18 protein-coding genes are annotated in these 23,612 nt (G+C 44.8%); 13 read left to right on the plus strand and 5 right to left on the minus strand.

Going from position 1 to position 23,612, the window contains the following annotated elements; genetic code table 11:
- Positions 1–83: 83 nt before the first annotated feature.
- The 5 genes from GTQ48_RS04860 to GTQ48_RS04880 all read left to right on the plus strand — a co-directional run bounded on the left by GTQ48_RS04860 (position 84) and on the right by GTQ48_RS04880 (position 7,643).
- Positions 84–3,782: an ATP-binding protein gene (locus tag GTQ48_RS04860; protein WP_163105398.1), complete on the plus strand. Its 3,699-nt coding sequence runs from the start codon at positions 84–86 to the stop codon at positions 3,780–3,782.
- On the plus strand, positions 3,779–4,414 hold the full coding sequence (locus GTQ48_RS04865) for a hypothetical protein (protein ID WP_163105399.1): 636 nt from the start codon (positions 3,779–3,781) through the stop codon (positions 4,412–4,414). The genes GTQ48_RS04860 and GTQ48_RS04865 overlap by 4 nt, the downstream gene beginning before the upstream one ends.
- Positions 4,411–5,628 carry a phosphoenolpyruvate carboxylase gene (locus tag GTQ48_RS04870; protein WP_163105400.1) on the plus strand — a complete coding sequence of 406 codons (1,218 nt, stop codon included), beginning with the start codon at positions 4,411–4,413 and terminating at the stop codon, positions 5,626–5,628. Before GTQ48_RS04865 ends, GTQ48_RS04870 begins: the two co-directional genes overlap by 4 nt.
- Before the next feature lie 266 nt (positions 5,629–5,894).
- Entirely contained in the window at positions 5,895–6,287 is a 393-nt protein-coding gene (locus tag GTQ48_RS04875; RefSeq protein WP_032094542.1) for a TerB family tellurite resistance protein, read from the plus strand.
- 75 nt (positions 6,288–6,362) lie between these two features.
- Positions 6,363–7,643, plus strand: a complete 1,281-nt coding sequence (locus GTQ48_RS04880) for an alpha/beta hydrolase (protein WP_163105401.1) — start codon at positions 6,363–6,365, stop codon at positions 7,641–7,643.
- A gap of 209 nt (positions 7,644–7,852) precedes the next feature.
- On the opposite strand, the gene GTQ48_RS04885 is transcribed toward GTQ48_RS04880, so the two are convergent.
- The 3 genes from GTQ48_RS04885 to GTQ48_RS04895 form a co-directional block, all read right to left on the minus strand.
- Complete coding sequence (locus tag GTQ48_RS04885) at positions 7,853–10,972, minus strand: efflux RND transporter permease subunit (protein WP_163105402.1); 3,120 nt, start codon at positions 10,970–10,972, stop codon at positions 7,853–7,855.
- Positions 10,965–12,020 carry an efflux RND transporter periplasmic adaptor subunit gene (locus GTQ48_RS04890; RefSeq protein ID WP_163105403.1) on the minus strand — a complete coding sequence of 352 codons (1,056 nt, stop codon included), beginning with the start codon at positions 12,018–12,020 and terminating at the stop codon, positions 10,965–10,967. The genes GTQ48_RS04885 and GTQ48_RS04890 overlap by 8 nt, the downstream gene beginning before the upstream one ends.
- 351 nt (positions 12,021–12,371) lie before the next feature.
- Complete coding sequence (locus GTQ48_RS04895) at positions 12,372–14,147, minus strand: ABC transporter transmembrane domain-containing protein (protein WP_163105404.1); 1,776 nt, start codon at positions 14,145–14,147, stop codon at positions 12,372–12,374.
- Between the two features lie 378 nt (positions 14,148–14,525).
- On the opposite strand from GTQ48_RS04895, the gene GTQ48_RS04900 reads away from it, so the two are divergent.
- The 7 genes from GTQ48_RS04900 to GTQ48_RS04930 all read left to right on the plus strand — a co-directional run bounded on the left by GTQ48_RS04900 (position 14,526) and on the right by GTQ48_RS04930 (position 20,102).
- On the plus strand, positions 14,526–15,398 hold the full coding sequence (locus GTQ48_RS04900; RefSeq protein WP_334065719.1) for a mechanosensitive ion channel family protein: 873 nt from the start codon (positions 14,526–14,528) through the stop codon (positions 15,396–15,398).
- Positions 15,399–15,543: 145 nt separating this feature from the next.
- Entirely contained in the window at positions 15,544–16,896 is a 1,353-nt protein-coding gene (locus GTQ48_RS04905; RefSeq protein WP_420837593.1) for a M20/M25/M40 family metallo-hydrolase, read from the plus strand.
- Between the two features lie 254 nt (positions 16,897–17,150).
- A complete protein-coding gene (gene rpsP / locus GTQ48_RS04910; protein WP_032094545.1) occupies positions 17,151–17,402 on the plus strand; it encodes a 30S ribosomal protein S16 in 252 nt (83 codons plus the stop codon).
- Between the two features lie 23 nt (positions 17,403–17,425).
- Positions 17,426–17,947, plus strand: coding sequence for a ribosome maturation factor RimM (gene rimM, locus GTQ48_RS04915; RefSeq protein WP_032094546.1), 522 nt, complete (start codon positions 17,426–17,428; stop codon positions 17,945–17,947).
- Entirely contained in the window at positions 17,948–18,709 is a 762-nt protein-coding gene (gene trmD / locus GTQ48_RS04920; protein ID WP_163105405.1) for a tRNA (guanosine(37)-N1)-methyltransferase TrmD, read from the plus strand.
- Between the two features lie 18 nt (positions 18,710–18,727).
- A complete protein-coding gene (gene rplS / locus GTQ48_RS04925; protein WP_032094606.1) occupies positions 18,728–19,087 on the plus strand; it encodes a 50S ribosomal protein L19 in 360 nt (119 codons plus the stop codon).
- A 256-nt stretch (positions 19,088–19,343) separates the two neighbouring features.
- Positions 19,344–20,102, plus strand: a complete 759-nt coding sequence (locus tag GTQ48_RS04930; RefSeq protein ID WP_163105406.1) for a substrate-binding periplasmic protein — start codon at positions 19,344–19,346, stop codon at positions 20,100–20,102.
- Positions 20,103–20,195: 93 nt separating this feature from the next.
- Here GTQ48_RS04930 and GTQ48_RS04935 read toward each other — a convergent pair whose 3' ends face one another.
- Both GTQ48_RS04935 and GTQ48_RS04940 read right to left on the minus strand, forming a co-directional pair.
- Positions 20,196–20,915 (minus strand): enoyl-CoA hydratase/isomerase family protein, encoded by a 720-nt coding sequence (locus GTQ48_RS04935; protein WP_163105407.1) that lies wholly within the window; start codon positions 20,913–20,915, stop codon positions 20,196–20,198.
- 220 nt (positions 20,916–21,135) lie between these two features.
- Positions 21,136–22,170, minus strand: coding sequence for a metal-dependent hydrolase (locus GTQ48_RS04940; RefSeq protein ID WP_163105408.1), 1,035 nt, complete (start codon positions 22,168–22,170; stop codon positions 21,136–21,138).
- 342 nt (positions 22,171–22,512) lie between these two features.
- On the opposite strand from GTQ48_RS04940, the gene GTQ48_RS04945 reads away from it, so the two are divergent.
- Positions 22,513–23,601, plus strand: a complete 1,089-nt coding sequence (locus GTQ48_RS04945) for a 3-deoxy-7-phosphoheptulonate synthase (protein WP_163105409.1) — start codon at positions 22,513–22,515, stop codon at positions 23,599–23,601.
- Positions 23,602–23,612 lie beyond the last annotated feature (11 nt).

Here is a 23,612-nt window from a genome sequence, read left to right on the forward strand (position 1 = left end):
CGGCTAACGCGTTTGATGAAATACAAAACCTCAATAATGGCCAATTATTGAGGTTTTTTACTTAAAACTGAAACAGGAATTCTATGGCAGGCTTAAAACGAATTATTCTTATCGACACGCATCTTCCGGGTGTCGTTGAACTCAAGCTTGATGGACACACAAATATTTGTGGTACCAATGCGTCAGGTAAAACAACGCTTCAACGACTTATTCCCGTTTTTTACGGTGAGTATCCAAGTCGCGTTGTCCCTGCGACACGAGACAGCTTTGAGCGCTGGTACCTGCCTCGCCTTTCTAGTTTTATTATTTACGAATACGCCCGTGCAGACGGGGATTTATGCCAAGCGGTGTTGAGCTCAAATGGCACTGGAGTGAACTATCGTCTCATCGGTAAGCCCTTTGAGATAAGTGACTATCTGATTGAACAAAAAAGTGGCAAACACGCGAGTGTCAGCAGCGCTGAATTAGCGCGAGCGATGAAGCGCAACAACGTTATAGTAACAAGTTTACTTAACACTAAAGACTTCCGCGCAATTATCCAAAACGACCATGGCGTGCTAAATCAAAGTAATACGGCACGAGAAGTACTCGGCTACGCCAAACTATTTAGTTTGTGCGAGTCATCTAAGCACATGCGTCATATCGAAAAACTCGCTAAAGCGGTGCATTCTAAAGAAGGAAAAATGGAAACGATCAAAGCAATGATCGCAGCCATATTAGAAGAAGATGGCGTCACACCACCCACCTCAGGATTAAGCCGCAACCGCGTAGATGATTGGATCAAAGAGTGCCACCTTATTAAGCAGTTCGATAAAATAAGGCCAGAGTTTTCGAGACTAGAACAAGCGGACATGGCCTTAAGCAACACCGAACTTCAGCTGGCAACGCTTAAGCATACCTTTGAGCTGGATAAAACGTATCTATCTGCTCGCGTAGAAACCACGAAAAACGAACTCGATGAAAATAACTTTCAACGCAAGCAAACTGACAGTGAATGGGGCGATAATCGCGACCACCTCAACCAAGTCATATCATCTGCACGTGCTGACGTGGAAAAATATACGATTGAGCTTGAAAATGTCGAAGGCGAATTTGATAAGTGGCAAGAAGAGAACATCGAGCAACTTAAAGAAGATGTAGGTAATTTACCTCAGTGGTATAGCAAGAAAGAGTTGAGTGTAAGCCGCTATGCACTGCTTACTGAAAAGCATCAAGACATAGAGTCGGCCTACAACAAGCGGCTGGCCGAACTCGGTGAAAATCTCTCCGCTACTCTAGATGAACTCTCTCTTGCGAGACAAGAAGCCGCAGAGCACAAGTCTTTACAACAGCAAAATGAGCGTGAGGCGCTGGCGAAAATTAGCAACGATTACAGCGAGCAGTTAAATACGCTAAAGAGTGACTTTTCAAGCAATGTTAACGAACTCAAAGTATATGAAGCAGAATTAAAAGCGTCCCTGAGTAATGCTGGGTATAACGAGTTTGAACAATCTCAGCTGGATATTTTAGATGCAGCAATTAAAGAAGCGTCGATTAATGAAGATACTGCACGAGCAGAGCTTCGCCAGTCCCAGCAAACACACTCGAAAGCCTGTGAATATCGTAAAACCTGCTCTCAAGCACTAGATAAAGCTCGAGCTTCGTTTCAGCAGGAAGAAAAGTCGGTTAATAAAATTAATGGCTTGCTGTATCCCGGCGAAGGGTCTTTGCTCGAATTTTTAAGAGCGAATGTGGACGACTGGGAAGTATCCTTAGGTAAAGTGATTCGACCAGAATTGTTGGAGCGCACTGATTTAGCGCCCCACATGGAAGAACAAGCCGATACATTCATGGGAGTGAAGTTAGCGTTAAATGAGCTAGATACGCCGGATTATGCTTCTACAGAACAAGCATTAAAACAGCAGCTTAAAGATGCTGAAATTCGCCAAGCAGCTGCATTGGCAGTGCAAAACGAATGTGAGCAGCGATTGGCCAAGGCCAACGAAGATGTGCGCAACACAGAGTTATCACTTACACAAAAAGACAATGTGGTTAAAAGTGCCGAAGCTAGCCGAAAGCGTGCTCAACAAGACAGAGATACGGTGCTTAGTGAGTACCAGCAAACCTTGTCAGAGAGAAAGCAGAAAGCGAAAGCAAAGCTTGAGGCTAATAAACAAAGCCAAAAACAAGTAAAAGCGCAATACGAACAAAGCAGAGACGAAATTAACGATCAGCAAAGAGAAGCTGAGACGGAACATAAGTTTCATTGGCAGCAGCTTATTTCAGATACAGACGCTCGATTATCTCAACTAGACAGCGACATGCGTAAAGCGAGAGAGAGCGCAGCTCAAGATCGCAAAGATATGCAGCATTGGTTAGAGAGTGAATTGAATAATCGAGGTGTTGATGTTGACGAAATTGGCCAGCTTAAAAAGCTGATCAATCAGTTAAAAGAAGATATTGCGCGCACAGAAACACACCGTCACAAAGTCGCAGACTACGAGCGCTGGTATACCAATGTATTCACTAAACAAAAAGTGGTGTGGCAAGAAGGGTTGTCTAAGGCGCGCAAATCATTAGGTGAGTCTGAACGCAGCCTTGCGAGCAAGCAAAGTGCATATAAAACGAAAAGAGAGCAGTTAAAAGAGCAGCACGCACAGCTAGAAAGCACACTTAAAACTACCACCGAGCACCTAGAGCAAGTTAAAAACTTGAGCAAGTCGTTGGCTAAGCTCACGCTGCAAGCTAGTGGCGATACCGCCGAGATAAAGCATGACGAAGTGAGTATTGGCCAGCGCATATCAGAAGTGCAAAGTCAGCTGCAAGAGCGTGACAATTTACTCAGTGATATTCGCGCCTATGTGGAACGATTTGATCAGCTTATTGCGGCGCAGGCCGGCACAGGGCTCTCTGACACGTGGGAGCGGGCAAGAGAAGAGTGCGCCACGATTAACGCCCATGGCGTCAAAAGTTTTGACCATCGACGTATGGTGTCTCATTTATCGCAACTGCTTAACGTTATAGTGCCTCAAAAGCTTCAAGGACTCAGAGAGCAGGGCAGAATATTTGGTGCCGATTTATCTCAGTACTACTTTGTATTGGCAGATATCGATAAGCGCATCGTATCTCAAAGCCGTCGAATTACCCAAGAGGTGGACGGCGAGCTGTTCCTCGATGGCGTGTCAGACTCCGCCGTTAAAATCCGTTCTCGTATCAGTGAGCTTGAGTTTTGGCCAGAGCTTGAACAATTCAGAAAGCATTATGAATTCTGGATGGAAGAAGGGGCCAATGAACTGCCTGAGGAAGAGTATGGCCAAAGCATGCGCAGAGTCCTTGATATTCTGGGGCGAGCCGCACTTACCGGCGGTATCAGCAAATTACTCGATATTGAGCTGCATTTGCGGGAAGGAAATAGCGACCTGGTTATTCGAACCGACCGCCAGCTAAATGAGTCGTCCAGTCACGGAATGGCTTACCTAATTTTATGTAAGTTCTTATTGGCATTTACTCGTTTATTGCGTCAAGACGCGGGTGCAACTGTTCATTGGCCTATTGATGAGCTCGGTACGCTGCACCAAAGCAACGTGAAAAAGATATTTGATGCGTGTCAGAATAACAATATCAGCGTAGTGGGCGCATTCCCTAATCCAGAGTCAGAAGTACTCACGCTGTTTGAGAACCGATACCTTATCGACAAAGTGACACGCCAGTTACAAGTGGTTCAACCCAAAGCGAGCAGCATAGCAGCGCGTATAAAAGCCAAAAAGCACAGTGATGCAGTAACACAGGAGCCGTCGTTATGATGACAGAACAAGGTCGCGTGTTAAGCGCATTGTTGCAAGGGGCTTTTATTTGCCAAGTTACTGATGAGGAAGCATGGCGCTTTCTTAAAAGTCGTGACAACGCGGCAAAGCTAGAACCGCATTTAACGCTGCTCAATCGCACTCTCTCAACCACAGCAGAAGGCGAAGTGTTCTTTGCCAGCTATTCCACCATTGGTGAGCAAGAGCGCAAAGTGCTTACGCAGCAGTTCCAAGATACGGCGTCTAACCTAGTGCCTCTCATCGAGTGGCTGTTACTAGTTCAGCAGGCCAATGAATCTGATATGCCCATTACTATGGGCAGCGCTATTCGACTTAATGAATTGCAAGGTAGCATTGAAGATACGCCCGCCTACGGCGAGCAATTAGAGAAGATATCTCGTTACCGAATGTTTGGCTCTACCAGCGTTAACGTGGACGGCCAGCTTAAGCAGGTGTTTAAGCGCCTCACTGAGCTAGGCTATTTAATTAAGCCAAACCCAGATAAGCAAATTTATTTGGGAACCGGCAAAATAGAACACCTTTATGAAACTTTACGCTTTATTGATGAAACTGAAGCATTGAGCCTGTCTGAGCAAGCGGAGGCTGCGGTATCTCAAGGTAACCTGATATGAGCCAGGTATTACTTCAAGCCGGAACTAAGTTGCTCAACGCATTAGGTCGCCACAGCGACCTAATTATGAAAGCGTATATCAACGGCTCTGTAAAAGAGCGTGATCACAGCAGCAAAGTGCTTGAGCAACTTGTTCAACTCGGCGTGCTTTGGCGCCCAGAAGCGCAAAGTGAACTGCGTTTAAAAAGTGCGGTACGCACTCTTTTAGAGGGCAGTTTGCAAGATGAAAGAAACCGTACGATAAATGCCAACGTTGGGGCATCACTGGCGAGTTTAAAAACGCTTACTGAACACTATAAAGAAGCACTGCATTACAATAAGTTCAACGAAGCCGCCGCGCACATGAGCGATCTAACAGAACATGTTTATCAGCTATCGGAAACGCTGAGTAATAGTGTAAGGGTGATGTTCAGTCGAATTAATAATGAGTTTGGCTACGTATCTTCAGTAGACGCAAAAATTCGAGAGAATGAGTTAGCACAACAACAAGTTACCGACTTACTTGCCCAACTTGAATGTTTTCGATTTGATGAGTTGAGTGAGATTGCGGGTTCAAATCGTGAGCTAAGACATCTGCTGGTGGTATCGCTACAGCAGCGTTTTTCCAAAGCCGCCCAAGAGCTCTCGGTTGTGCAGGCACGACTTCTTGATTTACTGGGCCGATTTAGAGAATTTCAAGGCCGAACCCGGCTTCTTAAAGGCTTTTTATTGCATATGGAGCAACAGCCCGATTTCGCGCCAGGCAATTACGCAAATCTTACCAATGTACCTGTGTTATTTAATAACAGCGCAGCCACTATTTCTCATGCGTCTGCAGACGTAAATAACGTGGAGCATGAGAGTGATTACCAAAATATGGTAGCAACGCTTACCCATATCCACAAAAAACGCGGAACGCAAGATGACGGTAAGCCTGCGGACATTGATGTTACCGAACAAGCTACGCTATCTCTTGAAAAAGAGCCTTTGCAAAAAGCCGTTGAAGCTTATTTTTGTGATGTTATTGACTCTGGGCAAGCAAAGACAGCCTTAGATTACTATGAAGAACTAGACTTAGAGTTCGACCCTGAAGTATGGCTTTACCAAGTGATTGGTGGTTATCAGGCGTTAGATGATGAAGAGAAGCAGTTTTTTGCTTTAGAGCCTCACGGCATGAACGATAAAATTTACACCGGTAATTTTTATATTAGTGATATCACATTAGGCTTGCGGTAAACCTTAAAAATATCTGATGGCAAGCGCTTGATATTACTCAGTGGTGTCTCTATTTTAAAAAAATATTTACAAAAAGTTCACGTGGTGAGCTATATAATTTAAGTAGACGTAATCATGCTGTCATCACAGTGTTGTAGCTTTATACACAGTGATAGCAGCGCCCACGTTGACTTGGTCAATGCGACCATGTGATGTTCTAAATTATATTTCTACAGGACGTAGAATCGTTGTGGTGCTGGTGCGTACAGTACGAAGAGGAAGATGTTATGCAATTATCAGAACAACAAAGTTTTAACCAAGCCCTTATCCAACTATCTGTTTTGCTTTATCAAGTTGACGGTGTAGTGACATTATCAGAGCAAGACTACCTCAGTGACATTGTGGATACACTTTCATGGGAGAGCCCAATTTGCCCAGAAGCCTTTCTCAATGACACCATTTATCAAACACGAAAGGCCATAGATACGGGAGACGCAGTCTCTTACATGCGCAGCTTGAAAAATGCACTTTCCTTCGACGCTGACAAAACTCTTGAGGTGGCAATGGCCATAACAGGTGTTGATGGTGAGCGAAGTGAAGCTGAAACCGAGCTACTCTCGCTGCTTACGCACAAGGTGCTCGCCAAAGCGCTTGTCTCGGGTAGTGAGACCGTTCAGTAGAAGTGAACCTATACATATCGTATCGCTGTGTATTAAAGGCACAGCGCTACAACAACGCCTCCTTTTGTGGTGCTTATGCCTCAACACGTTAGCGAAAATAAAATAGGGCAGAGCCTATCAGCATTGGTACTGTTTGTGCTGCTTACAAGCTGCCATTCTTTCGACAATGCTCAAAGCGACGCCAGCTTTAATGCCAGCACTCAACCGTTCCCCACTCAGGTTGCTCCTTTTGATAATTATAAAGAGCAAGTTTTTAACTATTTAAGCGCCAATCGCAGCTTTGTTGGAACAGACAAAAGCGCTGAAATTTCTATGAATATGCCATTTGAGTGCGGTATTTCAGTCAATGATAAAGGTCTGTTTCTAGTACATGGTTTAGGCGACTCGCCGTACTTTTTTAGAGAGCTAGCCGCTACCCTGTGTGAAAAAGGGTTGAGAGTGCGCGTAATGTTATTACCTGGGCATGGTTCAAAACCTGGCGACATGCTTTCGGTGAGTTACGAGCAATGGCAAGCAGAAACCGATTTTCAGCTTGAACAATTTGCCTCTACGGTTGAGCAGCTTTATGTGGGTGGGTTTTCAACAGGGGCTAATCTAACCACCATTAGCGCCTTTGAAAGAAATGATATTAACGGGATGATTCACTTTTCCCCAGCGTTCAAATCTCGTTTTTTCGTATCTAAGTTAGCGCCGTATATCGATACGCTTTACCCGTGGCCCAATGTGGAAGAAGAAGACAACCCAAGCCGCTATAACTCCACCGCCATGCCCGGTTTCGCCGCCTATCAAGAAAGCGTGAATGCACTAGCGCGCTTGTTTGATGATAACGATGTGAAAAAAGCATCATTAGACGTTCCAGTTTTAATGGTTGTGGCAGAAAAAGACAGTGTTGTGGATACCCAACACGTTGCCAAACGCTTCAAAGAAAACTTTACCAATGATAAGAAGTGTCTACTTTGGCAGGGCGAGGAAGCCCCAGACGTGTTTGTTGATAATCCATCGATGTCTGGACAGCTGCTTATGCAATCAATGAATTTGCCAGAGGAGCGCATAAGCGCCGCATCGCATATGAGTTCGTTGTTTTCTGATAGAAACTCGCTTTACGGCACGCAAAGCACATTCAGAATTTGTGATAACGGCCAAGACGGTGAGTTAGAAGCGCTCTGTAAACAAGGTAAAGAAGGCAAAGAAGACAAAGCAGGTGAAGACGTATGGTATGGTCCTTGGGGCTATGAAGATGAGAATGCCAACCGTGTTTACGCAAGGCTAACCTATAATCCTTACTTCGATGTGATGATAGATAAAATAGTGGCATTTACCGGCGATGAGTCTGCTGGTAATTTTTGCACTCCATAGCGCACAGTACTAGCACACAGTAGCTGGAATACACGTTAAAGTATTGGTAAGTGTATTAGCTAGTGTATGGGCTAATGTATGGGGTAGTATATTGGCTAGTGGGTCAGCCGACATCATCTAAAGTAAAACCTACAAATGCAAAAAGGCCGTTCTTCAAGAACGGCCTTTCAATTACCTCAGCTTACCTGTCAATTTCACGCTTTTGGCATTTACGTATGTGACTGAGCGGCTTCTAATTCTCGTTCAAGCTGGTCACTAGCATCGGCTCTCGGTTTGGTAAATCGAGCCAGTGCAAGATACAGCACAGGAGTGAGGTATAGCGTGAACACAACTGCAATACCTAGGCCACCAAATACCACCCAACCAATAGCATTTCTTGCTTCCGCACCAGCGCCAGTGGATAGAATTAACGGTAGCCCGCCTAGAATTGTAGACACCAATGTCATCATAATAGGTCTTAAACGTACCGTGCCTGCTTCTACAATGGCATCGTAAACAGAATACCCTTTATCACGAAGCTGGTCGGCAAACTCAATGAGCAAGATGGCGTTTTTCGCCAAAAGGCCAATGAGCATGACTAGGCCAATCTGTGAATACACGTTAATCGAAGTACTGGTTAAGAACAATGCATACACCGCCGCAGCAATGCCAAAGGGGACGGTAAGCATAACCACTACTGCACTGTTAACACTCTCAAACTGTGCAGCCAACACCAATAGCACAATAACAAATGCCAGTACGTAGGTAAGTGCAACTTGCTTAGACGTTTCCTCAAAGGTTTGTGCTTCACCTAAAAAGATAAGGCCAATACCATCTGGCAATGTATCTTGAGAAACAGCACGTATTTCTTCAACCACATCACTCAGCGCCTTATCTTCAGGCAGCTCAACTTCAAGCTTAATGGCTCTACGTTGGGCCTGACGCTCCAATTCCGCTGCCACACCTTCTTCACTAATGTAGGCCACGCTCGATAGTGGAACTAGGTTGCCATCAGTACTCTTCACGTAGAGATTAGTCAGATCTGAAGGCGCCATCGTATTTCTATTGCTGGTTTGAAGCATAATGGGAATAGACTGATCGCCTACGTTCAAATCGGCAATGTCATCGCCATTTACCGCGGCGCGTAGTGCACTGGAAATATCATTTAACGGCACACCAAGCTCTTCAGCACGTCGTCTGTCAATATTCACACGTAGTTGTGGCTGAGTGGGGTCATAACTCACCCTTGGGCGGCCTAAGTAGGGTAGTTTAGTTTCTATTTCAGTGGCAAAAGCCTGCGCTGCCTGATAAATATTTTCATACGTATCACCGGTTAACGCCATTTCCAAACCGCCGCCTTGTCCGCGAAGATTTAGACTATTGCCGCCAAATGCGTTTCCAGGTGCGCCAGGAATAGCCTGCAGGCCTGGGCGAATTTCATTGACCACATCTTGCAATGACATATCGCGGTCATCCCAATGCTTAAGGGGCGCGGTAATAAAGACGATATTCGGGTCCCATTGCCCAACCACGGTGTACATAGAATCGATTGTGCCTTTTTCCACATAGGGAAGCAGCATTTCTTCCATCTTCTCGGCTTGTCTATCCATAAAGTTAAGGCCGGCACCGTCAGGCCCGCGGGCAAAAATGCGGATCGTTCCACGGTCTTCACTAGGCAATAATTCATTATCGATATTACCCGACAATATATAGGCGCCGCCGCCAGCTGCTAGACTTAATACACCAACAACCCAACCATATTTAAGCGCTTTTAAGAGCGATGATTGATACAGCGAAAGACACGCGTTACCGAATCGGCCAAAGGTGGCGTTAAAAAAGCTTTTGCCGTTTTCCTTAGGCTTTTTGACTGCAAGACGCGCTGTAAGCGCAGGCACCAGTGAAAGGGCAACGAACGACGAAATGATCACAGCACCGGCTAATACACCGCCAAATTCTCTAAAAAGTTTACCTGCCGTAGATGGCAGAAATGCAATAGGAATAAATACAGATGCAAGTACTGCGGTTGTTGCCACTACAGCAAAAAACACTTCTCGTGTACCAATTACCGCAGCTGCCCTTGCGCCAAGGCCCATGCTGCGACGGCGCTGAATATTCTCTGACACGACAATGGCGTCATCAACAATCATGCCGGTGGCAAGTACAAGCGCTAACAAGGTCAAAATATTTATGGAAAAGCCCATTGCCCAGATAATTGCAAGCGCACCTGCTAATGACACTGGAATGGATAGGGCAGGTACCAGCGTTGCGCGCCACGAGCCAATAAAGACAAGTAACGTAACAATCACTAGTGCAACAGTGAGGCTAAGTGAAATAACCACTTCTTTCACCGAGTCTCGGATAAATTCGGCGTCATCTGCGGTGACAACAATATCCATATCAGTAAAACGTTTGTCTAACTCACTCACCATTTCAAGCACTTCATCAGAGATTTCAATGGTGTTAGAGCTTGCTTGACGAATAACTCCCAGGCCAATAACCGGCATGCCGTCCAATCGCACCATACTGGTTGAATCTGCTGGGCCAAAATATACGCTTGCTACATCGTTAACTCGTATGTCGCCCGATATAACGATATCGCCCACATCTTGGGCTGATACTGATGTCGCGTCAGCTCGAACAATAAGAGCCTGTTCTGATGACTGGATACTGCCGGCGGGTACATCAAACGGAGCTAAAACAAGGGCGTCGGATACGTCTCTCATCGACAGTCCAAAGCTGGTTAATCGCAGTGGGTCCACTGACACCCGGAGCACGCGCTCCCTTTCACCGCGCATATTGACATCAGCAACCCCTGGAATACTTAAAAATAAGGGGGCGACATCGGTATTTACTCGTTCGGTAAGTGTTTCCATATCAAGTGTTTTACTCGATATGGCTAAGCTCACAACAGCTTGAGCGTCGTTGTCAGCGCGAATAATGGCCACTTGTTCAACATCTTCAGGAAGCTGTCGCTGTACGCGGCTTACTGACTCACGGGTTTCGTTCGCGGCGTCCTCTAGGTTAACACCGGGACGGAATTCAACACGAATACGGGCCGAGTTTTCTTCGCTTTGCGCTGAAATATTTTTTACACCACTTACCCGCGCTACTGCACCTTCAAGGCGACTGGTTACTTCTGCGTCTACCGTCTCGGGGGATGCACCGGGGAATGTTGCTGTAACTGTTACTCGCGGCGTATCTACATCGGGAAGTTCGCGAACCTCAAGACCACTTAATGCTGCAAACCCAGCAATAGCAATAAGCAAGTTTAAAACAACAATAAGTACTGGACGTCTTATCGCTAGTGACGGAAGGTCGTTTGCCTGTGAAGAAAGTTGTTTATCACTCACCGGCTGGTCCCCCAGCTATTTCGGTAGTGATAGATTGGCCAGTTCTCAGGCGCTGTACACCCTCAGCAATAAGTGTGTCACCATTAGTAATATCGCCTGACACTAAAATGATGCCACGAAGTCGTTGATGAACACTTACGTCTAACTTTTGTGCTTTACCGTCTACCGCAAGCCAAATGTAAGCACCGGTGGCACCCCATAAGAGGGCTGATTCTGGTACTGCGGCAAATCGGTCGCCCTCAATGGAAAGATTAACTCGAAAACTCATGCCTGGTCTGAATTGATCAGATGAATTGTCCAAAAGAGCTCGTGCTCGTAGTGTTCTGTCAGTTTCATTGATACGGGAATCTACCTGCGCAATCTCTGCTTTCACGCTTTTTTCTTTATCACTCCACGGCTCCAAGGTAACCTGCGGACCATCTAGCAATACTGCCAGCGCTGCTTCAGGGGCCTTAAAGTTAACAAACAACTTGCTACGATTGTCCAGCGTGGTGATCATCGTCTGCTCATTAATACGGTCGCCCACTTCCACGTCGGTAAAGCCAACAACGCCGTCAAAGGGCGCAACAATACGACGGTCTTCTAAATCTGTTTTTGCATCTTCTAACGCGACTTCTGCTAAATCACGCTGTGTCTTGGCAAGGTCAAGTTCATTTACCGGGATTGCCCCTTTTTTGTAACTCGATGCGAGACGTTCGACGGTACGCTGGGCGTCAGCAAGGGTAAGTTCAGCGCGCTTTAATGCAGTTTTTTGTCTGCGGTCGTCAAGGCGAACTAGTACTTTACCTTCCTCGACATTTTGACCAGGCACAAAGTTAATCTCAGTAACCTCGTCGGCTACAGCGGAATACAGAACAATAGACTGCACTGCTTCAGCGCTACCCACTGCCTCAACCTTGCGAGTCTCGTTCATGAACTCGATAGGTTTTGTCACAACCAACTTGGCTTGTCGGTCACCCATATATTGACCGTATGCGAACGGCATAAACAAAAATAAAGAAAAAAGACCAATCCATGTCTTCATTGTGCGAACCACTGACTTGTTCATTTTGTAACCCATTAGTTATAAGTTTTTTGTCTTTTAATAAGGGCGTGTTGATCTTTGCTGTACATTTTTGCAGCGGTCTGTGAGCTATTTAAACAAGGCGAATGGTTGAAGATCTAGCAGGCTAAATCGAAACCATTCAACGCAGAGTAAATAGCTCACAGGCGCTGCCCGAAGGGGGCGTTATGGAAGTATTTTACTCCTTGTCGCAGCCCTTTGACTTAGCCCACTAGGCCTACAGGACTGTTTCGCGATTAAAATACTTCCATTTAGCCCAAAACTTGTACAGCAAAAATCAACACGCCCTGGACTTTTGGCTAGTGCAAATTTGTACCGTATAGCACCATAGGCGGTTCAGCTAAGCAATTGCAGTTCAGCGTATTCCCTATACAGGGTATCGCTTTTCATCAATGAGGCATGATCCCCAGTGGCCACTATGCTTCCTTTATCCATTACAACAATGCGGTCGGCATGTTGAACAGTTGCTAGTCGATGAGCAATCACAATGCTGGTTTTCCCTTCCATTAAGCGGTTAATCGCCTGTTGAACCATTCGCTCACTCATGGCGTCGAGGGCACTGGTTGCCTCATCAAGCAGTAAAATAGGTCGGTCGGCTAAAATAGCCCTAGCAATGGCAATACGTTGCTTTTGTCCACCCGATAATTTTATTCCGCGTTCACCAAGCTGGGTGTCGTATCGGTTATCAAGGGAATCAATAAATTCATGGGCGAAAGCGAGCTTTGCCGCTTTAACCACATCCTCATCAGTGGCCTCAGGCTTTCCATAGCGGATGTTGTCCATCACAGAGCGCGCAAATACCACGGGCTCTTGGGTTACTACCGCTATTTGATCACGTAATTGTGCTAATGGCAGATTATTGATGTTGGTTTCGTTAAATACAACGCTGCCCGATGAAGGCTCATAAAAACGCATAAGAAGCTGAAATAATGTCGTTTTGCCTGCGCCGCTAGGGCCAACCAGCGCCAGTTTTTCTCCAGCGCGGATATTAAGGTTAAGGTCAGTAAATAATGCTTTACTACTTGGGTAGCTAAAACTGACATTGTTGATGTTTATAGCAGGGGATGCGTTTTCCGCTAATGTGACAACCGTTTTTTCATTGTCTGTATTACTTGAAGGGGGCTGAATATCTGATTCAGCTTGGATAAGTTGATAAAGACGCTCGCTGGCGCCCACGCCCCGCTGCACTTCTCCTATAACTTCGCTTATTGTAGCGACGCTGCCACCAGCCATTACCGCATAGAATAAAAAGGCGGATAGTTCACCGACGGACATTTGCCCTTCTAGCACCTGGCGTGCGCCAACCCATGCGATAAAAATAATCGCCGTCATGCTTAAACACATTATGCAGCCAATAAGCAGCGAGCGATAATGTATTCGGTGTTCAGCGGCACCCATGGCGGCCTCTACTCTTGAGGCAAAATGAGAGCGTTCTTTATTTTCTGCCGTATAAGCCTGCACTGTCATGATTTCATGAAGACTCTCATCTATGTGTGAGCCTAAATCTGCCACTTTGTCTTGACTAATTTTGGCAAACTTCCTGACTTGCGGAGCAAGTACTTTAATTGGCACTAATACCGCAGGTACTGCCACAATAACGCACAGCGTTAATAAGGGGCTCGATATACCCATCAGAATCAGAGCGCCAATGAATGTAATTACAGAACGCAGAGTCATTGACAGGCTCATACCAACAACGGTCTGGATAACCGTGGTATCACTGGTAAATCGAGAGATAACCTCACCGGTTCTCAATTCGGCAAAAAACGACGGGGGCAATGACAGCAAATGAGAATAAACCTGGTTTCTTATATCTGCGCTTACTCTCTCACCTAGCCACGTCATTAAATAGAAACGAGCATAGGTAGCAATACAGGCTAATAAGGTTATACCGAGTACAATAACGGTTGCTTGATTTAGCGTGTCAGAGGCGTTGTCCACAAACCCGTTGTCGATAGCATATTTGATCCCTTGGCCAAGCATTAGCCAAGCAATAGCGGCCGTGAGCAAGGCGACAATTGCACCCGCTACTCTTTTTTTGTAATGGCTTAAGTGAGAGCCAATCCAATGTAAAACCTGTTTAGTGGACACTTCATCAAGTGGAGTCGTCAAAATAGCCTCTTTTTTAATACTTCGGGGGTCTGTTTAAGGTGCTCTGCAATCACAACACGTGGGGTAGTAGCACTAAGTATACGTGTTAACGGCCCCAGTTGATTTGTACATGCGACTACATTTGCAGTAAATCAGTTGGATGGGAGCCGGTCTCTAGTAGATAAGACACTTTTTGACAAACAAATTTTTCGTTGCGCCGCTTTTAGATTTATCGGAGTTGTTTGCTGTTGTCAGCGTTGTCTCAGGTTTAAATGCATTTTGGATATAACTCGCGCTAAAACGATCTTGGGTGTGGAAGGTGTTTAGTTTATGCTACAAAAAAAACAAATAAGGTTGCAGACACTTCTGTGTTAAACCTTTCACTTATGGAGCACCCTGGTGAATTTTATTGAGCCACTATTTCAAAAAGTCCAGCGAATGTGGGTGGGGTTTGTAGAGCTACTTCCGCTACTTGCTATTGCACTCGTGGTTCTCATCATCACATGGCTGATGACTCGAGTTCTCACTGCTGTTTTAAAGCGGTCTTTAAAAAACTCGAAAATCCGCCGTTCATTGTGCGAATTATTCGACAGTCTTATAAAGGTAACGGTATGGACGGTGGGCTTTCTCATTGCCATTACTATTATATTTCCTAGTCTCACCCCAGCGAAGTTACTTACCGTATTAGGGTTGGGCTCTGTAGCAGTAGGCCTTGCGTTTAAAGATATTTTCGAGAATTTTTTTGCGGGAATATTAATTATGCTGCGCAAACCCATGCGTATCGGAGATTTCGTTGAATGCGAGAGCATAAATGGACGAGTAGAAAAAATAACGGTTCGAGAAACCTATCTTCGCAAAACGGATGATCAGCTCATCATCGTTCCCAACAGCTTTCTTTTTAAAAACCCGGTCTATGTGCTCACTGACCTGTCACTTCGTCGCTTTGACCTTGTTGTTGGCGTTGCCTATGGTGAAGATGTCGACATTGCCCGTGAAGTTATTCGTAGCGCATTAGAAGGTCTTGATGACATTAATCAACAGCGAGGTGTTGAAGTTTACGCCCGTGAATTCAATTCATCGTCTCTTGATTTCACCGTTCGCTGGTGGGCAAATTCACGACCCATCGATATGCATAAAAGTAGGGATATCGTTGTAACAGCAGTTAAGAAAGCCTTAGACGAAGCCGGTATTGAAATTCCATTTCCTTATCGCACGCTTACGTTTAAAGAGCCGTTGCCGCTTAGCAACCACAATGATAATGAATCTGTATGATGACAGTAGTTCTTTGAGAGAGGCTTGTGAGAGAAGCTTAAGTGATAAAACAATTTTTATTACTCATTATATTTAATTGCTCATATTAAAAAGGTGGGTTAACTGACCCACCTAACCTTAAGGATGCCAAAAGATGACACCAAAAATGAATAGAAAAATAAAAAAGGTGGCTGGCGTAACAATCGCTACAAGTTTTTTGTGCGCAATTAGCTATACCAGTATGGCCGATATCGCAACTGAGAAAAAAATCACGCAGTACATCGACCAATCTCTTGAGCAGTCAAAGACAACGTTAGAAAAGACGGTGAACATTAATAGCGGCACGATGAATTTCGACGGTGTTAAAAAAGTTGGCGCTATATATCAGTCTGAATTTGACGCTATGGGCTTTGACACCCAGTGGGTTGATGGCGCCGAGTTTAATCGAGCAGGGCACTTGGTAGCCAGCTACGGCAACACAGGGCCGAAAATATTGATGATTGGTCATTTAGACACGGTGTTTGCAAAAGATGATGCATTTCAGACGTACCGCCCTGTAGACGAGACTCATATTGCCGGCCCTGGTATTACAGATATGAAGGGGGGCGATGTGATAATTATTGCCGCCCTGCAGGCGCTTAAAGCACTCGAGCTACTAGATAAGGTGAGCATAAAAGTAGTGATGACTGGCGATGAAGAGAGCAGTGGGCGTCCACTTTCATTATCGAAAAAAGCGTTAATTGATGCCGCTGTTTGGGCTGATATCGCATTGGGCTTTGAAGATGCTGATGGCGATATCAAAACCGCAGTAGTTGCTCGCAGGGGTTCAATAGGGTGGCAGTTGGATGTAGCGGGTAAACCTGCTCACTCTTCTCAAATTTTTACCGACAGCATAGGTTATGGGGCTATTTTTGAAACTGCGCGTATCTTAAACACATTTCGAGAAGAATTAGCCGGTGTTGGCAACATCACCTTTAACCCAGGGTTAATTGCAGGTGGAACCGAAGTTGAGGTCCAGGCCGAAAAATCAATGGTCCAAGGCTTTGGAAAAACAAATGTGGTAGCCAAAGAAGTGACTGTAAAAGGTGGAATTCGCACACTGACCCAAGCTGAACTCACTAAAGCAAAACGTGTGATGCAAGACATAGTGTCTAACAATTTAGCGCACACGTCGGCAACGCTTACCTTCGCTGAAGGCTACCCACCAATGGCGCCAACCGAGCAAAATTACGCCCTTTTAAAAATGTATAGCGACGTGAGTGAGTCGTTAGGCTACGGACCGATTGCGCCAGTAAATCCTCGCAATGCAGGGGCGGCTGATATTTCATTTGCCGCAGACCATGTCGACATGGCTATAGATGGCCTAGGATTGATGGGAGATGGCGGCCACACGAAAGATGAAGTTGCTGACATGGCTACATTTGCTCAAAACATTCACAAGGCAGCTGTGCTCATATATCGATTAAGCGAAGAAGGCACCCCAAAACAAGGCACCCCAAAACAAGGCACCCCAAAATAGGTCGTGCATCTTTTTCAAAAGTGAGTGTAGACCTTTAGTGCACCACATTACTTACCGTGTAAGTTTGACCCAAAATTCAAGCGGGCCGCAACACCGGCATTACAGGCCCGCTAAATCCCATTTATCCCGCATTATTACTTGCATTCGAACACCACATCCGTATAATTCGCCAGCCTTCTATCAGGCGCTTACTTTTTGCGCGTGGTAAGAGGGTTTAAGTTAACGGTAACGCTACAACGAGTTCGAGGCATTTTATGGTTACTATTCGTTTACAGCGTGGTGGCGCGAAAAAGCGTCCATTTTATCAACTAGTGGTTGCTGATAGCAGCCGTGCAAGAAACGGTCGTTTCATTGAAAACATCGGTTTCTTCAACCCAACTGCACAAGGTCAAGCGGAACGTCTTCGCATCGATCTTGAACGTGTAGACTACTGGGTTGGCGTAGGCGCGGGCTTATCAGATCGCGTATCTAGCTTGGTGAAAGAAGCGAAAAAATCTGCAGCGTAAGCTGTTTTAACTGGTGAGTATAGATGAGTCTAGCGTCTGACAAAGTGATTGTTGGCAAAATTGGAGCGCCCTACGGCGTTAAAGGTTGGGTCAAAATCAACAGCTATACAGAAAAGCCAGAGGGCATTTTCGAGTACACGCCTTGGTTTCTTGGTGAAGAAAAAGAATGTTCGATTGATCAATGGCGAACGCACGGCAAAAGCCTAGTTGCAAAGATTGAGGGTGTAGAGAACCGAGATGATGCTGAACGCGTCAAAAACTTGGATATTTACATTAACGCTTCGCAACTTCCCGACTTGGGCGACGATGGCATTTACTGGCGAGAGCTCACCGGCATGAAAGTAGTAACTACGCAAGGTTACGACTTAGGTGTGGTGAAAGAGGTATTTAACACAGGTGCTAACGACGTTATTCACGTTAAAGCTAATGTAGGCGATGCCTTTGGTCAAAAAGAAAGACTTGTGCCTTTTGTATTCGACGAAGTCGTACACGAGGTAGATAAGGAAGCGAAGGTCATTAAAGTTGACTGGGACCCGGGGTTCTAAGTGACACCGGAAAAGTGGTTCGGAGTTATCAGCCTTTTTCCAGATATGTTTTCCCCATTTACCCAACAGGGTGTAATAGGTAGAGCAGTTAAATCTGGTAAAATATCGGTTGATACCTTCAACCCCCGTGACTTTACTCATGATCGCCATCGTACAGTAGACGATCGCCCCTACGGAGGCGGACCCGGCATGCTTATGATGGTAAAACCGCTAACTGACGCAATACACGCTGCCAAGAATATTGGTGGTGAAAACAGTAAGGTGATCTACTTATCACCCCAAGGAAAACCCCTTGATCAGGCTGGCGTTAAACGCTTGGCCAGTATCGAACGCACAATTTTAATTTGCGGTCGATACGAAGGAATCGACGAACGCGTAATCGAAAGCCATGTAGATGAAGAAGTCTCCATTGGTGATTATGTGTTAAGCGGTGGAGAACTTCCGGCGATGGTCTTAATGGACGCAGTTGCCCGATTGGTTCCTGGCGTGCTAGGGCATAAAGCCTCAGCAGTAGAAGATTCTTTCACAGACGGTCTTTTGGATTGCCCGCATTATACGCGGCCGGAAGTACTCGAAGGTCAAAAGGTGCCCGAGGTGTTATTAAGTGGTGATCACGAAAAAATTAGGCAGTGGCGACTGATGCAGTCTTTAGGTAGAACTATGCAACGTCGCCCTGATTTGTTAAATCACCTAGCTCTGACTGAGGAGCAGATGCGTTTGCTTGAATTATTCCAAGCGCAGCTGCGGCGAGATGACAGTTAACTAGGACGAGAGGATATGATGAGCAAAGTCAGTCAAGATATCATCAAAAAAATTGAGCAAGCACAGCTTAAAACTGATGTACCTGAATTTGGTCCAGGTGACACAGTAATTGTTAAAGTTCGCGTTACCGAAGGTGACAAAGAGCGTCTTCAGGCTTATGAAGGTGTTGTTATCGCTAAGCGTAACCGTGGTCTGCACTCGTCTTTTACCGTACGTAAGATTTCTAGCGGCGAAGGCGTTGAGCGTGTGTTCCAAACACACAGCCCGCAAATCGCTTCTGTTGAAGTTAAACGTCGCGGTGCGGTTCGTCGTGCTAAGCTTTATTATCTACGTGAGCGTTCAGGTAAATCTGCACGTATCAAAGAGAAGCTTAACTAAGATTATTAATTCTTGCGTTATTGTTAACTTCGAAAAAACCCGCCTTGTGCGGGTTTTTTTGTGGCCATTAAAAATTAAGATGTGAGTTTTAGGTTTGACAAGCAGGTAGTCGGGTTATAGCTTCAATATAGGGTTAGTTAATTTTTGAAGCACTGAACCATTGTTTAATTTATCAATAGATAGTCTGTATCACTGTTTCGCGAAACATTGCGTGGTCACTCGGTTAGGTAAAAGAAGGCACAAAGCGTGTTTAGCCATGTTGTTGCTGTTCGCTAATACCTCCCTTTTTGGTGAAACCTACGACATATCCCCAAGCGTTGTCATTGCCTACACCTATCATCTAAAACCTCCTAACATCATCGACGAAAAGATGAAGTCAGGTTTGTATTTTGATTTACTCTCATTGATAAGTGATGATGAAATCGAATACAGACTCGCCTACATGCCCAGAAAAAGAATAAATAAACTGCTTGAGCGGGGTAATCTAGAGGGCGTTATTATAGGCGTGAGTCCTCATTGGTTCTCAGACAGTCGGCAAAGTAAATATCTATGGACGTCCGCGTTTATAGAAGACAGAGACGAAATTATATCCCACATTGATACGTCGTTTGAGTTTCGTATCGATACGCTAAGTGATAAAACCATGGCTGGTGTGAGAGGTTTATTTTATGTTGGGCTTAACAAAGCAGTGGTTAGTGGACGATTGGAGCGATTTGATACTGAGTCTGCAGAGCAAATAATCGATATGGTCTATCACCAAAGAGTCGATTTTGGTGTAGTCAGTAGAAGCACTTTAGAATATCTACATGAAAAAACAAAATATATAGATTCGCTTTATATCTCAACGATCCCTCATGAGAGCTATTTAAGACACGTACTAGTACCAAAACACTTAAGCCCCGTTGCAGCGCATGTAAATAAAAGGCTAGGCAGTCAACTGAAAACCGAGGCATGGCAAAGAATGATGAGTCAGTATTCGTTGAACAAAAGAGAGTCGTTGAGCATAAATGAATAAACGACAATGACTGAAAAGTCACTCATCTTAAAGACCAACACCACCCAAGCGCGGTGGGGAAAAGCTACAGCACTTTTCTCCACCCACTCTTATTTATTTTGTCATAAGTGATAGCGATTCAATGAGTGGTTTGTTTTCTGTGTCTATGGTATTGACAATATGTTTGTGCAACCGTTTTTTGTGTTCACCGAAAATACCACGCTTTTTATCAAATGTTTTTGCGTATTCCACTGCCCCAAGCATCAACGCCTCTTGGCTGTCAAAGGCCTTCTCTATAACATGGTCTTGCTCGAGCTCTAGACCAGACACTCGTCGACCCGACAGTTTCATCTCATTAAAACGATAATAAGGCATGGCCTTTTTTACAAACTCAATCATGCCGGGTAAAAAGGGGATAGACAAATCGACTTCAGGAAAACAAAAGAACCCTTTGTCTGAACGCATAAAGCGAAAGTCACATGCACAGGCAAGAATGGCTCCGTTGCCAAAAGCATGACCGTTTATGGCTGCGATCACCGGAAGGGGCAACAACAGTAAGGTTTTAAATACGTCATCCATACTATGCATAAACGCTTTAATTTCATCAAACTGCTGCGCCTTCATTGCAGGCATTAACCAATCGGTATCTATACCTAAACTAAAGCATTTTTCATCATTTGATGTGATGACTAGTGCTTTACACGAGGCGTTCTCGATAACGCGCTGTAAGCTTTTTAACATGTCCTGAGCATAGGCGGGGTTGTGTCGGTTCTCACCATTTTGCATCAATAGTATGGCCACATCACCATCATACGTTAACGCTATATTTTCCATTCGTAGTTTCTTTTAATTAATTGTTTACCGTATTCTTCTATAAATATAAGCAAATGAGAAATTCAACGTAATGATATTTATTGATACTTGTAAACCACTGCAGTCTTATTGCAAATTTGCACTACGGGACACTGAGCAACCACCACGCATAAGAGCGGGCTTGCGTTACGAACTCATTTTGTGGGCTTATGTTACTAACTCACCTTTCTAGCACGAATTACTAGCAATACGGCTGCTGGTCTATGGTTGGAGCCAATGAAATCGATGGGTCCCAAATGCGCTGCCAAATAGACTGCATGTCGCTTAATTCTGGCTGTTTACTAAACTTTTCAAATGAACCCACCTCAACACCTGAATCCGTTTGTTTGGCGACCTTAAAGTTAAACGCATAAGCACATTCTACGCCCATTCTTAAGTCTGAAAGAATGATGTCATCATCTTGTAATCGCACAGAATATAGCCCCTTGGTAAACCACTGTAAGCGTTTTATGCCCCATTCGGATTTAACGGGAATAAGTAATTTAGGGGAGGTAGGGTAGGTGTAAACACTGACATCCTCTACCGCATCAAAAACAGAGGTATAAATTTCATAGTATTCGTTTTCGACCACCATCACGCTGCGCCACAATAACGTTGTGAAAGGCGCAGGTGTACTCATGTAGTGCTGTGACTGAATACCTTGTTTGGCTAACACCGATTCAACGTTGTTATCAATAATACCTTTGCCAATAAGAGACCAACCTAAATAGATGCAACTTACAAGTAAACCGAATGCATTGGCTCGCGCTTTTGATATGTATTGAATCTTGGGCAATAACACCATGATTAAGCCAACGAGCAATGGAATAGTGACAAATGGGTCGATGATAAAAATATTCGATATGGCAAAAGGATATTCGGTTATGGGCCACAACAACTGAGTGCCATAAACCGTAAAGCTATCTAAAACTGCATGGGTAGACAAACACAAAAATACCAACCAAAACCACCGGTGTTTGAATCTCGATGTGTCATTGTGAATGCGTATAAGTAACCACACAATTATAGGGCTGATAAGCAAGTGGACTAACAGCGAGTGGCTAAATCCGCGGTGGTAGGTAAATGCCTCAACAGCACCCTCGTAGGGTAAAAAAACATCTAAGTCCGGAAGGGTGCCAAGTATTGCGCCCCATAAAGCGGCCTTTCTACCCACTTTGTTTCCAAGTACCGCATAACCAACTGCGCCACCTAATGCCGCCTGTGTGAGAGAGTCCATATAGCCCACTTAATTTCTAATTTTATACTCATACGACATGAGTCCCCCATCAGGCCAATTTTCTTGTAAAACAGCTCGGCGTTCCTAAGCAAGCATCACAGTTGGTCATTTTATGCTCGTTGTGGGAAATAAAACCCCAGTTTGACCCTTCATTCACATCCCATCTAACCTAGATCAAAGTATTATGCGTTATTGCTTGCTTCCTTAGTGGTTAATTGTTAAAAAGTCAACGACGTTAAAGAAATATAGAAAAAGCTGGTTGTACAATAAGGTTTACATGCAGGTTGCATACTCTTTTGGCGTTTAATAATTTTTTTCATTTTTTAGTTAAGAGAGCTTTCCATGATAAAGGACACTGTTAATAATGTTCACGTAAGTGCAGAAGATGTGCTTATTACTCCCGATGCGTTAAGTGCTGAACTGCCTGTTTCAGACGAAGCGTTAGCGGCTATCTCAGATTCACGCCAAATTATTTCAGATATTATCCATCGACGTGATCACCGTATGCTTGTGGTATGCGGTCCTTGCTCAATCCATGATGTTGAAGCGGCTAAAGAGTATGCGTTGAAGCTAAAAGAGCTTCACGAATCATGCAAAGACACGCTATTTATCGTGATGCGGGTTTATTTTGAAAAACCGCGTACTACGACAGGCTGGAAAGGTTTAATTAATGACCCACATATCGATGGCACGTTCGATATTGAAACTGGCTTGCGCAAAGCCCGAGAGCTTCTTATTTGGTTAGCAGAATTAGAGCTTCCGGTTGCAACGGAAGCACTCGATCCTATCAGCCCTCAGTACCTTGCTGAGCTATTTAGCTGGTCAGCCATTGGTGCACGTACCTCAGAGTCGCAAACTCACCGTGAAATGGCGAGTGGCTTATCCATGCCGGTGGGCTTTAAAAACGGTACAGACGGCGGATTAGGCATAGCTATTAATGCACTTAAATCAGCTGCATCTGGGCATCGTTTCATGGGTATAAATAAGCAAGGCCAAGTAAGTATCATTGGCACTAGCGGAAACCCGGATGGTCATATTATTCTTCGCGGCGGTAAGCAGCCTAATTACGATTCTGTTTGCGTTTCTGAGTGTGAACTTGAGATGCAAGATGCGAATCTTACGGCGGGCTTAGTGGTTGATTGCAGCCACGCTAACTCTTCAAAAGATTACCGTCGTCAGCCTTTAGTGGCGCAAAATGTGGTCAATCAAATTTTGGAAGGTAATCAATCTATTATCGGCATTATGCTCGAGAGTCACTTAAAGCCTGGCAATCAAAAAGCAGAAGGTAAGAAGTACGAGGAGTTAGACTATGGTGTTTCAATTACCGATGGCTGTATTGATTGGGAAAGCACTGAAAACCTCATATCTCAAACCAGAGATAAATTGATAACTGTGCTACCCTTACGTCAAAATAAGCGCACAGTAGCATAACGAATTACTTG

Source organism: Alteromonas genovensis, assembly GCF_010500895.1.
GTDB lineage: Bacteria > Pseudomonadota > Gammaproteobacteria > Enterobacterales > Alteromonadaceae > Alteromonas > Alteromonas genovensis.